The sequence below is a fragment of the Caballeronia grimmiae genome (assembly GCF_022879615.1).
GTDB classification, from domain to species: Bacteria; Pseudomonadota; Gammaproteobacteria; order Burkholderiales; family Burkholderiaceae; genus Caballeronia; species Caballeronia grimmiae.
On the sequence record NZ_CP084274.1, the window covers coordinates 311,794 to 325,677 of the forward strand.

Annotated in this window: 11 protein-coding genes; 8 read left to right on the forward strand and 3 right to left on the reverse strand. The window is 63.7% G+C overall.

Annotation, left to right across the window (positions count from 1 at the left end):
- Positions 1 to 10: 10 nt before the first annotated feature.
- Positions 11 to 835: an NAD(P)-dependent oxidoreductase gene (locus LDZ21_RS24825; protein ID WP_244797277.1), complete on the forward strand. Its 825-nt coding sequence runs from the start codon at positions 11 to 13 to the stop codon at positions 833 to 835.
- A 151-nt stretch (positions 836 to 986) separates the two neighbouring features.
- Positions 987 to 2,432, forward strand: coding sequence for an NAD-dependent succinate-semialdehyde dehydrogenase (locus tag LDZ21_RS24830; RefSeq protein ID WP_244797278.1), 1,446 nt, complete (start codon positions 987 to 989; stop codon positions 2,430 to 2,432).
- A 60-nt stretch (positions 2,433 to 2,492) separates the two neighbouring features.
- Here LDZ21_RS24830 and LDZ21_RS24835 read toward each other — a convergent pair whose 3' ends face one another.
- A complete protein-coding gene (locus tag LDZ21_RS24835) occupies positions 2,493 to 3,422 on the reverse strand; it encodes a phosphatidate cytidylyltransferase (RefSeq protein ID WP_244797279.1) in 930 nt (309 codons plus the stop codon).
- 31 nt (positions 3,423 to 3,453) lie between these two features.
- A complete protein-coding gene (locus LDZ21_RS24840; protein ID WP_244797280.1) occupies positions 3,454 to 4,083 on the reverse strand; it encodes a lysophospholipid acyltransferase family protein in 630 nt (209 codons plus the stop codon).
- Positions 4,084 to 4,291: 208 nt separating this feature from the next.
- Here LDZ21_RS24840 and LDZ21_RS24845 point away from each other — a divergent pair, with 208 nt between their 5' ends.
- Complete coding sequence (locus tag LDZ21_RS24845) at positions 4,292 to 4,900, forward strand: CDP-alcohol phosphatidyltransferase family protein (RefSeq protein WP_244797281.1); 609 nt, start codon at positions 4,292 to 4,294, stop codon at positions 4,898 to 4,900.
- A 25-nt stretch (positions 4,901 to 4,925) separates the two neighbouring features.
- On the opposite strand, the gene LDZ21_RS24850 is transcribed toward LDZ21_RS24845, so the two are convergent.
- The gene (locus LDZ21_RS24850) at positions 4,926 to 5,150 is read right to left on the reverse strand and encodes a hypothetical protein (protein ID WP_152562602.1); all 225 of its coding nucleotides are present in this window, start codon (positions 5,148 to 5,150) and stop codon (positions 4,926 to 4,928) included.
- A 140-nt stretch (positions 5,151 to 5,290) separates the two neighbouring features.
- On the opposite strand from LDZ21_RS24850, the gene LDZ21_RS24855 reads away from it, so the two are divergent.
- The 5 genes from LDZ21_RS24855 to LDZ21_RS24875 all read left to right on the forward strand — a co-directional run bounded on the left by LDZ21_RS24855 (position 5,291) and on the right by LDZ21_RS24875 (position 13,758).
- Complete coding sequence (locus LDZ21_RS24855; RefSeq protein WP_244797282.1) at positions 5,291 to 6,439, forward strand: PDDEXK nuclease domain-containing protein; 1,149 nt, start codon at positions 5,291 to 5,293, stop codon at positions 6,437 to 6,439.
- Positions 6,440 to 6,588: 149 nt separating this feature from the next.
- On the forward strand, positions 6,589 to 7,332 hold the full coding sequence (locus LDZ21_RS24860; protein WP_244797283.1) for a carbonic anhydrase family protein: 744 nt from the start codon (positions 6,589 to 6,591) through the stop codon (positions 7,330 to 7,332).
- A 304-nt stretch (positions 7,333 to 7,636) separates the two neighbouring features.
- Positions 7,637 to 9,376, forward strand: coding sequence for an IlvD/Edd family dehydratase (locus LDZ21_RS24865; RefSeq protein ID WP_244797284.1), 1,740 nt, complete (start codon positions 7,637 to 7,639; stop codon positions 9,374 to 9,376).
- A gap of 160 nt (positions 9,377 to 9,536) precedes the next feature.
- Positions 9,537 to 11,123 carry an alanine/glycine:cation symporter family protein gene (locus LDZ21_RS24870; RefSeq protein WP_244797285.1) on the forward strand — a complete coding sequence of 529 codons (1,587 nt, stop codon included), beginning with the start codon at positions 9,537 to 9,539 and terminating at the stop codon, positions 11,121 to 11,123.
- A 922-nt stretch (positions 11,124 to 12,045) separates the two neighbouring features.
- Positions 12,046 to 13,758 carry a tannase/feruloyl esterase family alpha/beta hydrolase gene (locus tag LDZ21_RS24875; RefSeq protein WP_244797286.1) on the forward strand — a complete coding sequence of 571 codons (1,713 nt, stop codon included), beginning with the start codon at positions 12,046 to 12,048 and terminating at the stop codon, positions 13,756 to 13,758.
- Positions 13,759 to 13,884: the final 126 nt, after the last annotated feature.

Consider the following 13,884-nt stretch of genomic DNA (forward strand, 5'->3'; position numbering starts at 1 on the left):
GGAGCCGCACTTGACTCGATTGACCATTGCGCTCGTCGGCGCAGGAAGCATGGGGTCGGCCGTCGGCAAGCTGTTGAGCGCGTCCGGCGCGCGCGTGCTGACGACGCTCGAAGGCCGCAGCGCCGCCAGTGCCGCGCGTGCGCGCGAAGCCGGCATGGAAGAGGCGACGCTGGACGAATTCGCCGCGTCGGAATTCATTCTGTCCATCGTGCCGCCCGCCGTGGCGCTCGAAACCGCCGAACGTCTCGCGCCCGCGCTCACACGAGCCGCGAACAAAGCCGTTTACATCGATTGCAACGCGATCAGTCCGCAGACGGTGACCACCATCGCGCAGACCGTGGATGCCACGGGCGCGGCATTCGTCGATGGCGGGATCATCGGCATGCCTTCATCGCCGAAGTTCTATTTCGCCGGGCCGCACGCGCCGCGGACAAGCGCGCTTGGCGACGCCGGCCTCGCGGTGCGTCTGCTCGACGGGCCGGTCGGCGCGGCGTCGGCGCTCAAGATGTCGTATGCGGGCATCACCAAGGGACTCACGGCGATCGGCTCCGCGATGTCGCTCGCGGCGATGCGCAACGGCGCGGGACAGGCGCTCTTGGACGAGCTATCGGAAAGCCAGCCGGAAATTTCCGCCTGGCTCGCGAGCAACGTGCCGCGCATGCCGCCGAAGGCGTATCGCTGGGTCGCGGAAATGGAGGAGATCGCGGCGTTCATCGGCGACGGCTTCCCGGAGCATCGCATCTATGAAGGCGCGGCGGGACTGTACGCGCGGCTCGCGACCGACAAGACCGCCACCGATGCGCTCAGCCGCTTCTTCAGCGAGACCGCCCGATGACCGCGAGGCATGCGGTCGTGCGATTTCCTGCGTATCCTTTAACGATGATGCAGGCACGCAGGTCCGGCCTCTCCGTCACATTTTCCATCGAAGCAAAAATCCTGGCTGGCGATCAAGCCGGCTTGGCCATCTTTTTAGCAAGAGGTGCTCAATGACCGCAGGAACGTATCAGAACACACGTCTTTATATCAACGGCGAGTGGTGCGACGCAGAGGGCGGCGCGACCATCGACGTGCTGAATCCGGCTACCGGCGAGAAAATTGGCACGGTCGCGCGGGCCAGCATCCGCGATCTCGATCGTGCGCTGGCCGCCGCGCAAGCCGGCTTCGCAACGTGGCGCAGGATGACGGCGCTCGAGCGCGCATCGCTGATGCGTAAGGCCGCCGCGCTCGTGCGCGAACGCGCCGATTCGATCGCCCGCCTGATGACGCAGGAACAGGGCAAGCCGCTCGTCGAAGCGCGCATCGAGGTGAACTCGGCGGCGGACATCATCGAATGGTTCGCAGATGAAGGGCGACGCGTCTACGGACGTATCGTGCCGCCGCGCAACATCAACGCGCAGCAGACGGTCGTCAAGGAGCCGCTAGGTCCTGTCGCGGCCTTCACGCCGTGGAATTTCCCGGTCAATCAGGTCGTGCGCAAGCTGTCGGCCGCGCTGACGACGGGTTGTTCGTTCATCGTGAAGGCGCCGGAAGAGACGCCGGCATCGCCCGCCGAGCTGATTCGCGCATTCGCCGATGCGGGCGTGCCGAACGGCGTGCTGGGCCTCGTGTTCGGCGATCCGCCCGAGATTTCGAAGTATTTAATCTCGCATCCGGTCATCCGCAAGGTGACGTTCACCGGTTCGACGGCGGTCGGCAAGCAACTGGCCTCGCTGGCCGGCCAGTACATGAAGCGGGCGACGATGGAACTCGGCGGCCACGCGCCGGTGATCGTCGCGGAAGACGCGGATGTCGAACTCGCGGTGAAGGCGGCGGGCGCGGCCAAGTTCCGCAACGCGGGGCAGGTGTGCATCTCGCCGACGCGCTTCCTCGTCCACAACAGCGTGCGCGATGAATTCGCGAAGGCGCTGGTCAAGCACGCGGAAGGGCTGTCGGTCGGCGATGGCCTCGCCGAAGGCACGACGCTCGGGCCGCTCGCGAACGCGCGCCGCATCACCGCGATGACGAGCGTGATCGAGAACGCGCGCAAGGCTGGCGCGACGGTGGCGACGGGCGGCGAGCGCATCGGCAGCGCGGGCAATTTCTTCGCGCCGACCGTGCTCACCGACGTGCCGCTCGAAGCCGACGTGTTCAACAACGAGCCGTTCGGCCCCGTCGCGGCGATCCGCGGCTTCGATTCGCTGGAAGACGCGATCAAGGAGGCGAATCGTCTGCCGTACGGTCTCGCCGGTTATGCGTTCACGCGTTCATTCAAGAACGTGCATCTGCTGACCAACCAGCTCGAAGTGGGCATGCTGTGGATCAACCAGCCCGCGACGCCGTGGCCGGAAATGCCGTTCGGCGGCGTGAAGGATTCGGGCTATGGTTCCGAAGGCGGACCCGAGGCGCTCGAGCCTTACCTCGTCACGAAGTCGGTGACGGTGATGGCGGTTTGAGGTTCGGGTCTGGCAAGTAGAAGCGTCGCCCGCGCGAGTCGATTCGCGCGGGCGGCGTCATCAGACATACACGTACCGCACCAGATGGAAAAACACCGGCGCGGCGAAGCAGATCGAATCGACGCGATCCAGCATGCCGCCGTGTCCGGCAATCATCGACCCCCAGTCCTTCGCGCCGAGCGAGCGCTTCACTGCCGACAGCACGAGCCCGCCGACGAATCCCGCCAGCACGATCGCAAGCGACATCAGCAACGCCGCGCCGAAGCTGAACGGCGTCACGCGATACAGCGCCGCGCCGCATAGCGTCGCGAGCAGGCCGCCGCCGATGAACCCCTCCACCGTCTTCGATGGCGACAGCACCGGCGCGATCTTGCGCCGCCCGAAGAGCTTGCCGACGACATACTGCAGCACATCGCTGATCTGCACCACGAACAGGAAATAGAACAGCAGCAGCGCGTTCTCTCCGCGATAACCCGGGATATCGAGCGTCAGCAGCGCCGGCGCATGACTCAATCCATAGACGCACACCATCAACGCCCAGTTGATGCGCGCATTGCGGCTCAGGAAATCGCGCGTGTCCTGCGTCAAGGCCGAGAGCAGGGACATCGCGAAGAAAAGATGCACCGGCACGAAGATCGAATACATGCCGTACCAGTCGATGCCGAGCAATACGTACTGCGCCGGCACCGCGACGAAGAACGCGACGAAGAGCGTCGTGTGATCGCTCGGCGTCGTCGGCGTCAGCGTGATGAACTCGCGCAGCGCGAGATACGAGAGCAGCGCGAAGACGATATACGTCGCCTTGTCGCCGAGACCGATGGCGATCACCATCACGGCGATCATGCCCCACCATGCGCGGATGCGTTCGTTGAGGTTGACGATGGTCGCGTTCGCCGCCCCGGCGCGTGCGCCGAGGATCGCGCCGATGACGGTCGCCACGGCGAGCACGCCGGTGACGCCGGCCACGAGTTGCCAGAAAGTTGAGGGCATGGTGCTTTCGTTATGCGATGAAGGGGCGCGCTCAGTGCGCATTCGATTGCGGCGCGAGCGCGATGACGGCATCGCGCATGCGGGCGAGAAACGAGGCTTTGTCTTCGCCTTCGCGTCGCGCTTCCGATGCGCCGAAGTGCAGCTTGCAGATGAGCGGGACCGGCACGATTGCGCCCTTCGGCATGATCCGCTGCAGGTTCTCCAGATAGACCGGCGCGAGTTCGACCTGTGGAAATTCGCTCGCCAGATTGAACAGCCCGCTCCTGAAGGCTTGCGGCAGCGCATCCGCGCCACGCGTGCCTTCGGGAAAGAGGATGATGGACTGCCCTTGCGCGAGTGCATCGCGAACGGGATCGAGCGGATCGCCTTCGGTCTCGCGGCGGCGGTCGATCAACACGACATTGAGCAGCTTCTGCGCGATATGACGCTTGAGCGGGCCGGAATCCCAGTAGTCGCGCGCGGCGACGGGCCGCACCGCGTTGCGCAGATTGCGCGGCAACGCGGCGAGGATCGCGAGCGTATCGATATGACTTGTATGATTCGAGAAATACAGCTTCTGCGTCGCGGATGGCGTTGCGCAGTGCCAGACCGGATAAGCGCCGGCCACGAGCCGCACCAAAGCGAGAAGCAGATCGCGCTGCCACATGTGCATGAGTTTCATCGGTCGAGTGCTGGAGTTGTCGTCAGGGCGCTATTCCTGTCACAGCGTCGCGAATGAGGCAATCGGTGGTGACGACTTTTGGCAAATATCGTCGATCTCGCTACACATACGCCTCTTTAACTAGCTTGGTATTCCTGAAGGTGGACGTATGCGTTGCGGGTCGAGATAGTAGCGCGTTTATTTCCTGGCACGCTGCGCGTCGATCCCCATGAGCCTTTACGCACTCAAACCCCGCTTTCAGAATCTCTTGCGTCCGTTGACCCGGTGGCTGGCGCGGCATGGCGTAACGGCGAATCAGGTGACGCTCGGCGCGGCAATCGGATCGATCGCAGCCGGTGCGCTTGCGGGGCTGGCGTATCCGCGTCACGCGATGTTCCTGCTGATTCCGGCTTGGCTCTTCCTGCGCATGGCGCTCAACGCGATCGACGGCATGCTCGCCCGCGAGCACGGCCAGAAGAGCACGTTGGGCGCGTATTTGAACGAACTGGGCGACGTGATATCCGATATCGCGCTGGTGCTGCCGTTCCTCGCCGTCGCCGGATTTGCGTCAGCGGACGTATGGCTGTTTGCGTTGACGGCGGTGATCGTCGAATGCGCGGGGTTGATCGGGCCGCTCGTGGGCGCGAGCCGTCGTTATGACGGTCCGTTCGGCAAGAGCGACCGCGCGCTCGTCATCGGCGCGTTTGCGTTGTGGATCGGTTTGGGATTGGGCATCGGCGCAATCGGCGTGTGGCTGTGGCGCGCGCTGATTGCGATGGCCGCGCTGACGGCGATGCGTCGCGTGCGCGCGGGTATCGCCGAGGCTGACGGCCGTTGATACGGCTATGCGACCGCGCGAGCGATCAGCTGATATACACGAGCTGATTCTCGTGCGCGTCCTCGTGACGGAACCAGCTAATGCGTCCTGCGCGCACGTCGAGCAGCACGTCGTCGATGCCGTTCACTTCGATGCCATCCGTGCGGCATGCGGCGATCGTCGCGAACGAATAGCCGGTGCGCGCGATTTGCCGCTTGAGATCCATCAGACGCTTGATCGCGCCTTGCCTTGAGGTGAAATATCGGGTCATTGAGCCAGCGAAACGTCCTATCGCAGGAAGGCCGAAGCGTAGGGCGAATGGTCGGACAATTCTGTGCGGTAGGCGACGCAAGCCCGTATGCGACACTGCACGGCATGAGCGTGCGCTCGAAACAGCACTCAAGGACTACGATGAACGACGTGATTCTCCCCGAGGACGACTACGGCGCCACGCTCGGCGACGTGCTCGCGCTACTGGAGCAGGGCCGGCAAGCAGCGGCGCGCAGCATCAATGCGCTGATGACGGCGACCTACTGGCGCATCGGGCATCGGATTGTCGAGTTCGAGCAGGGCGGGGCTGGCCGCGCGGCCTACGGACAGGCGCTCTTGCGCCGGCTTTCGGCGGATCTGACGACGCGCTTCGGACGTGGTTTCGGCGTCGATAATCTGGAATTGATGCGGCTCTTCTATCAGGCGTATCCCGCCGCCACGAGCGAGGCCATTTCCGAATCGCCGAATCGGAAATCGGCGGCGACCGCCCCGAACGCAAAATCCGAATCGGCGATTCGGAATTCGTCGCTCGCGCAACTGGCCGAGCGGTTCCCGCTTTCCTGGACGCACTACGTCCACCTGATGCGGCGCACGCGCTCCGACGACGAACGCCGCTTCTACGAGACGCAAGCCTTGCACGGCGGCTGGAGCGTCCGTCAACTCGACCGGCAGATCGGCAGCCAGTTCTACACCCGCACGCTGATGTCACGCGACAAGCGCGCGATGCTGGAGAAAGGCGGCATTGCGGAGCGCGGGGACATCGTGACGCCCGAAGAGGCCATCAAGGACCCGTACGTGCTCGAATTTCTCGACCTCAAGGACGAGTATTCGGAAAGCCAGCTCGAGGACGCGCTGATTCACCGGCTCGAAGACTTCCTGCTCGAACTTGGCGGCGACTTCACCTTCGTTGGACGGCAGCGCCGCTTGCGGATAGGCGATAGCTGGTATCGCGTCGATCTGCTGTTCTTTCATCGGCGGCTGCGGTGCCTGGTGATCATCGACCTCAAACTGACCGAGCTGAATCACGCCGATGTCGGGCAGATGCACATGTACTGCAACTACGCGCGGGAGCATTGGACGCTGCCGGGAGAGAATCCGCCCGTCGGCCTGATTCTTTGCGCTCGGACGAATGCGGCGGTGGCCCGCTATGCACTCGATGGCCTGCCGAACAAGGTGCTCGCAGCGGAGTATCACATGATGCTGCCGGACGAGAAGATGCTTGCCGAAGAGCTGGCCCGCGTGCGCAGGGAATGGGAGGCAGGAAGAGCGGGCGCCGGCGAAGGCGAATGAGCGCCTGGTTTCGACGATCGCTTCGACGAGCTTGAACGCCGCGCTGGATTGCCTATAGTAAGTCTGCGCGCGTAAGGGCCGGCACGCGTTCTCGAAGGCGGTTTTCCCTCGACCCTCTGCCGAAAAAGAAGAAGAGGAGGGTCAGCGTCATGTCCACCCATTTCGACCCATTGCAGCATGATGCCGTCGTGGCGCGGCGGGGCTTCTTCAAGCTGGCGAGCGTCGCCGCCGCTGCGCTCGCCACCGGGCCGTTGCGTATCGAGTGCGCACGCGCCGACGCATTGACGAAAGCCCAGCGCGAAAGCATGACGCCGGAACAGATCATTGGCGTCATGAAGCGGGGAAACGCGCGGTTCCGGAAAGGCGCGAGAAAGGAGCGGAACTATCTGCGCGAGCAGCGGGCGAGCGCCGCCGGGCAGTATCCCGCCGCTGTGCTGCTGAGTTGCATCGACTCGCGGGCGCCGGCGGAAGTCATCATGGATCTGGGTATCGGCGATATCTTCAATTGCCGCATAGCCGGCAACATCGAGAACGACGATATCCTCGGAAGCATGGAGTTCGCCTGCAAGTTGTCCGGCGCCAAAGTGGTCCTCGTGATGGGCCACACGTCATGCGGCGCGATCAAGGGCGCCATTGCGAACGCCGAACTGGGTCATCTCACCGGCTTGCTGGACCGGATCAAACCGGCCGTGCAGGCCACCGAATACGATGGCGACCGGTCCGGGACGAACTACGCTTTCGTCGATGCCGTCGCGCGCAAGAACGTCGAGATGACCGTCGCCAGCATTCGGCGAGACAGTCCGGTGCTCGCCGGTCTCGAAACTGACGGCAAGGTAAAAATCGTTGGTGCAATGTACGACTTGCGAACCGGCGCGGTGGACTTCTTCGGCTGATGCGCCTGGTTTGCTTCGTTGAGGTTCCACGACGAGTGGCGTGCCGGCTCGATCAGCCTTACTCCCGCGCGCAAGTCTTCGCAAACCCCGACCAGTAATGCCGCGCCGGCATCCAGAAGCGATGCCCCAGCAAATGCGGGATGATAGCAACAGCGGACTTTTGTTCTAGCCGGAAGGGACATGGAGCGTATCGCCTCCGCTGATTCGCTTACCTATTTCTCATGCGGCCCCGGCGCGGAGCGAGCTAATACACCGGCACGTCGAGAAGCAAAGACACAGACCAAACACCGGAGACGAAAGACAAATGCAAGAGAAGAAAGGCCCAGAACCCCAAGGCTTAGCTAGAGGCCTGACGAACTACGGCGACCGCGGCTTCGCTCTATACCTGCGCCGCTCGTTCGCGAAATCGATGGGCTATTCGACGGAGTTGCTGAAGAAACCCATCGTAGGGATCGCCACGAGCGGTTCGGGCTTCAACAACTGTCACCGCGCGATGCCCGAACTGGTCGACGCAGTCAAACGCGGCGTGCTGGCCGCCGGCGGCATGCCGATCGATTTCCCGACCATCTCGCTCGGCGAAGTCTTCCTGAACCCGACGTCGATGATGTTTCGCAACCTCATGAGCATGGACGTCGAGGAAATGTTGCGCGCCCAGCCGATGGACTCCGTCGTGCTCATCGGCGGTTGCGACAAGACGGTGCCCGCCCAACTGATGGGCGCCGCCGCCGCCGATATCCCCGCCGTGCAGCTCGTCGTCGGACCGATGATGACCGGCCGTCACCAGGGCGAGCGCCTCGGCGCCTGCACCGACTGCCGACGCTTCTGGGGCAAGTTCCGCGCGAACGAAGTCGGCGAGCAGGAAATCGATCAGATAGAAGGGCGTCTCGCGACCACCGCCGGCACATGCGCCGTCATGGGCACCGCCAGCACCATGGCCTGCATCGCCGAAACGCTCGGCATGTCGCTGCCGGGCACCGCCGCCATTCCCGCCGTGCACGCGGACCGCATCCGCGCAGCGGAAGCAAGCGGCGCACGCGCCGTGCAACTCATCCGCGACCCGTTGCGGCCAAGCCAGATCATCACCGACAAGTCGGTCGAGAACGCGCTGCGCGTGCTGCTCACGATCGGCGGATCGACCAACGCGATCATCCATCTCACGGCAGTGGCGGGGCGGCTCGGCATCCCGGTGTCGCTCGAACGCCTCAACGCCCTTTCCGATGAAACGCCCGTGCTCGTCAACCTGAAGCCGACGGGCGAGCACTACATGGAGGACTTCTTCGCAGCCGGCGGCATGACGGCCGTGCTGCGCGAACTGGAGCCGCAACTGCATCTCGATGCCATCACCATTACCGGCGAAACGCTCGGCGAGCGTATCGCGGCGGAACGCGAGGCCTGGGTCGATCACCGCATCGTGCGCAAGTCGTCCGATCCGGTGGAGCCGCAAGGCGGGCTCGTCGCGCTGTTCGGCTCGCTCGCGCCGCGCGGCGCCATCCTCAAGCGCTCCGCCGCCGACAAGTCGCTCTTCGAGCAGGAAGGGCGCGCGGTCGTGTTCACATCGCTCGAAGATCTGGCGGCGCGTATCGACGATCCCGAACTCGATGTCGATGCCAACGATATCCTCGTGCTGCAGAACGCCGGCCCCGCGAGCGGCACCGGCATGCCCGAAGCGGGCTATCTGCCGATCCCGAAGAAGCTCGCGCAACAGGGTGTGAAAGACATGCTGCGCATCTCCGACGCACGCATGAGCGGCACAGCGTACGGAACCATCGTGCTGCACGTGACGCCGGAAGCGGCGCTCGGCGGACCGATCGGGCTCGTGCGCAACGGCGATCGCATCCGCCTTTCCGTGCGCGAGCGGCGCATCGACCTGCTCGTCGATGAAGCGGAGCTGGCGCGCCGCGTGAAGGACGTGCAGCCGCCAAAACGCATCGCGCGGGGGTATCAGAAGCTGTATCAGGAGCACGTGCTGCAGGCCGACGCCGGATGCGACTTCGACTTCCTGCAGGCGGCGTCCAAAGACGACTCATCCACCGGGGGAAGCTGAGTCGTCAAGAACGCGCGAAGGGCATCGGAACGCGCGCCGTATAATACGCGCCCGCGCCTCCGATGACGCGCACTGGCACTGGACCCGGTTCCTTCGAATCGGGTTTTTTCTAATCCGAACTCCTGCTGCAAACAGCTCGAAGCAACAAGCAAGGCCCCGCGTGGATGACCTTTTCCAATCCGTGAACGCGTTCTTTGCGTTCATCGCGCCCGTCTCCGACTTTCTCTGGGACTTCCCGACCAACATCAAGGCGTACTCGCGAATCCCGGTGCTCGGGCAGTTCCCATTCGCGATCCTGCTGCTCGTCGGTGTCGGCATTCACTTCACGATCCGCACGCGCTTCATCCAGACGATGAACGCCGGCAAGATCGTGCGCATCATGCTGCGCAGGCAATCGTCGAATACGGGCGTGAGCGCGCTCGCGTCGTTCATGCTCGGACTCGCGATGCGCGCGGGACCGGGCAACATCGTCGGCATCACGGGCGCGATCTCGGTCGGCGGCCCGGGCGCACTGTTCTGGATGTGGGTCGCCGCCTTCTTCGGCATGGCGACGGCCTTCATGGAATCGACGCTCGCGCAATTGTTCAAGGAGGAGAAGCAGGACGAATTCGTCGGCGGTCTGCCCTTCTATGGACGGCGCATTCTCGGCGGACGACGCTTCGTCGGCACGTTCCTGTCGCTCGTGTTCATCGTATATGCGTTGTTCAACGTGCCGCCGCAAACGTTCAACGTGTTCACGGCGATCGGCACCATCGCCGATACGGTGGCCGGTGCGCATCTCGCACGGCAATCGACGGTGTATTACTTCATCGCTGCCGGGCTCGTGCTGGCGTGCGCGTTCATCATCATGGGCGGCATTCGCCGCGTGACCGCTTATACCGATGTCCTCGTGCCGATCAAGGCGACGCTCTTCTGCGTGATGTCGCTCGTCATCATCCTCATCAATCTGCCGCTGATTCCTTACTTCTTTCACGAAGTCGTCGTCGGCGCGTTCGCACCGCATGCGTTGTTCGGCGGCGCGATCGGCACGGCGCTCGCGCAGGGCGTCAAACGCGGGCTGATGTCGAACGAAGCGGGGCAGGGCACGATCACGATGGCCGCCGCCATCGCCGATAACGATCACCCCTGCGAACAGGGCTTCGTGCAAAGCCTCGGCGTGTTCTTCGATACGATGGTCATCTGCACGATGACCGGCTTCATCGTCGTGATGGCGCACGTCTGGACCGGCGCCGTCGATGGTCAGGCGTGGGAATCGGTGCGTGCGTCGAAGATCACGGTGTATCTGGCGTCGGTGGAGGCGCTCGTGCCGGCGTGGGCCGGCGACGTGATTCGCATCGTGATGTGCGTCTGCTATGGCCTCTTCGCGTTCACGACGCTGCTCGGCATGATTTCGTTCGCCGAAATATCGGCGAATTACATCTCGCGCAGCTCGCGCTTCATCGCCGGTATACGCGTGCTGGGATCGCTCGTGTTCGTGCCGTTCGGCGCGCTGACCGTGCTCGCGGGGCTGGAACTGCCGAACCTCTGGGCGCTGTCGGACCTGATGAACATCGTGATGGTGCTGCTCAACGTGCCGATCGTGCTGCTCGGGCAAGGGCTCGTGTACAAGGCGCTGGCGCATTATCGGGCCACGCGCGGCGGGCCGTTCGTTTCCGATGACATCGGCGTGCGGACCGAGTACTGGTCGGCACGGAAGGGTCACGATACGGAGGCGCAGGCGAGTGAGGCGGGCCGCGTCGAGGCTTGAAGCATGCACTGCTCCGTTGCATCGGCAAATTGCTGTCATCGGACGGGGAACAAAGCAACACGCTGCGGCCGCCCCGGTCGATGCGACGAAAGCAGCGGCATCGACTTCTTGCGGGCGTCGGGATCGTTGAGGCGCTTTTGCGTGATCGGCGTTGAATTGACTCCCGGTGCGATAGCGTTCACCTTCATGTTCGCCCGGCGATTCGTGCGACAGACTGCGAGTGCAATACACCGAACCGGGCGGGACTTCGCCATGCCATAGCGCGCGTCTTGCGGCATCGGCAGGGTGCTGCGCCACTGACAATACATTCACCATGCGCCCGTCGCGTCCCATCGCGCCGTGCGGAGCATTAAAGCGGGCCGAACGTTGCTGGTTCTTGAACTGTGCGACTTCGGCGCCGCCCGCTTCCTTCAAGCGGTTTTCGAGCCGCCGAGTTGCGAGTCACCGAAATCCGCGTACAGCACGATCGCTCCCCCGTCGGAAGAAGCAAGCTTTTCCGCGTCTGCGGTCGGTGAAGTAAATCACGGCGACGCCCGCGCCTTCTTCCCTTGCAGTTCTATTTCTGCGCCTCGTAGACGATAAGCCCGTGGAACGAATGCGTTCGATCGAGCCGCGTTACATGCCCAGCTAGCCGTTTCTAAACACGCGTTGCCGCCATCTAATTTATTTATCGACAGACCTCACGCCTTCTCCCCGTTTGAGTCCATCTCAGCAAGGCGATGCCTTGTCCTGCCTGCGCTTCCCAGTGACATCGTCGCTGGTTAACCCGCCCTTTCGCCGCCTTGGCGCACACGCCATTTTCATCCCCGGCAGCAACGTACGCCGAAGCCGATAGCCAACACGCGGCACAACTATTTGAAGAGGGAGACTCATGAAACGCATGAATCGCTTTGGGATGGCACGGTCGGTCGCGGCCTCGCTCATGACACTGTTCGTCATGTGCATGACCGCAGTGCTGACTGCCGCGTGCGGCAGCGACGGCAGTAACGACAGCACGTCCACCAGCAGCACGCCGCTCGCCGTGGTGAAGCCCGTCGTCGATTGTTCGAAGCTCGCTTCCGTCGATCTCAGCGACATCGGCGGTGTGGGCAGCACCATCAGCTCGGCGACGGTCACGGCCGCCACCATCAACGGCGCGAGCGTCAACTTCTGCACGGTGAAGGGCACGCTTGCGCCTTCCAATACTTTCCAAGTCGCGCTGCCCGTCGATTCGTGGACGCAACGCTTCGCCGAACTTGGCTGCGGCGGTTTGTGCGGTAATCTCAGCGATCCGACCAAGCAGACCTCGTTCAGCTTCAGCTATACCTGCCCGCTCGTGCAGCAAGGCGGTTTCGTCACGGCGGCGACGGACATGGGTCACTCCGGACAAAGCACCGCATGGACTACGGACCCTCAAAAGCAGGCCGATTTTGCTTATCGCGGGCAGCACATCACCACGCTCGCCGCAAAGAAACTGATTCAGGCGTACTACGGTCAGGCGCAGAAGTATTCGTACTTCGTCGGCTGCTCGGATGGCGGCCGTGAGGCGTTGATGGCCGCGCAGCGTTATCCGTCGGACTACAACGGCATCGTTGCGGGCGCGCCGGCTGCGCACTTCCAGATTCAGAACTCGCTGTATCACGGCTGGAGCGTCGAATCGAACAGCACGACGGGCACGAGCGCGGGGAAAGCCGTGCTGTACGCCGACAAGGCGCAAGTGCTGCACAAGGCGGTCGTGGCGGCTTGCGGAGGGCAATCGGGGGCGGCTGACGGCCTCATCGCCGATCCGCGCGTGTGTCATTTCGATCCCGCATCGATTCAATGCGCGGCGAGCGCATCGGATACGAGCATCTGCCTGACCGCCGCCGAAGTCGCGACGGCCACGAAGATCTATTCCGGCCCGACCGATTCCACCACCGGCGTGCGGATGCTCGGCGGCTCGCCGCAATATGGTTCGGAAGCCAACTGGATCGGCGTGGAAGTGCCGACCTCGAACTCGACGGACGCGCCCGTTTCCGTGACGAGCCTCTTCAGCTATACGATCGTGTCCGGCGCGTACAACCTGATTTTCACGGGATCGCCGGCGATGCCGAACATCGACAGCTTCGGGTATCAGGACGCGAGCTTCTATCCGACCTATCTGCAGGCGAACCACCCGCTCAACGATGCGACCAATCCCGACCTCTCCGCGTTCAAAAAGGCGGGCGGCAAGCTGATTCTGTGGCACGGCTGGGCCGATCAGCACATCTCTCCGCTCTACACGATCGCCTATTACCAGGCGGTGCAGAGCACGATGGGCGAAGCGAGCGCCAACGAGTTCACGCGGCTTTACGTGGTGCCGGGCGTCGGTCATTGCGGCGGCGGCGAGGGCTTCCCGAACATCGATCTCGTGTCGCAGATCACGGGCTGGGTCGAGCATGGCGCGGCGCCGAACGCGGTGATGGCGTATCAGACCGACGCGGCGAACAAGGTGACGGCATCGCGTCCGGTGTATCCGTATCCCGCGGTCGCGAAATTCACCGGCAGCGGCGACTGGCACGACGGCGCGAACTTCACGCAAGGCGCGCCGCTCTACACGGCGGCGGCGCCCGACTGGGCGGGGTCTTCCTTCTATACGCCGTACACCGCGAAGACGCAGGGCGTCGCGGCGCCGTAAATTGCAGGCCGGATGTCTGTGCGCGCGATGCCGGATTAGTTCGGCGTCGCGCGGTTTTCTAGTCGCTTGCGGGGAGGGTGCTCAAGGGCGAACAGGTTATGCGTCGCGCAGCATCGCATCGCATGA

Bases quoted from the DNA above. Each gene is read 5' to 3' on its own strand.
- LDZ21_RS24830 (WP_244797278.1), top strand. From the start codon at position 987: ATGACCGCAGGAACGTATCAGAACACACGTCTTTATATCAACGGCGAG.
- LDZ21_RS24835 (WP_244797279.1), bottom strand. From the start codon at position 3,422: ATGCCCTCAACTTTCTGGCAACTCGTGGCCGGCGTCACCGGCGTGCTC.
- LDZ21_RS24840 (WP_244797280.1), bottom strand. From the start codon at position 4,083: ATGAAACTCATGCACATGTGGCAGCGCGATCTGCTTCTCGCTTTGGTG.
- LDZ21_RS24845 (WP_244797281.1), top strand. From the start codon at position 4,292: ATGAGCCTTTACGCACTCAAACCCCGCTTTCAGAATCTCTTGCGTCCG.
- LDZ21_RS24850 (WP_152562602.1), bottom strand. From the start codon at position 5,150: ATGACCCGATATTTCACCTCAAGGCAAGGCGCGATCAAGCGTCTGATG.
- LDZ21_RS24855 (WP_244797282.1), top strand. From the start codon at position 5,291: ATGAACGACGTGATTCTCCCCGAGGACGACTACGGCGCCACGCTCGGC.
- LDZ21_RS24860 (WP_244797283.1), top strand. From the start codon at position 6,589: ATGTCCACCCATTTCGACCCATTGCAGCATGATGCCGTCGTGGCGCGG.
- LDZ21_RS24865 (WP_244797284.1), top strand. From the start codon at position 7,637: ATGCAAGAGAAGAAAGGCCCAGAACCCCAAGGCTTAGCTAGAGGCCTG.
- LDZ21_RS24875 (WP_244797286.1), top strand. From the start codon at position 12,046: ATGACACTGTTCGTCATGTGCATGACCGCAGTGCTGACTGCCGCGTGC.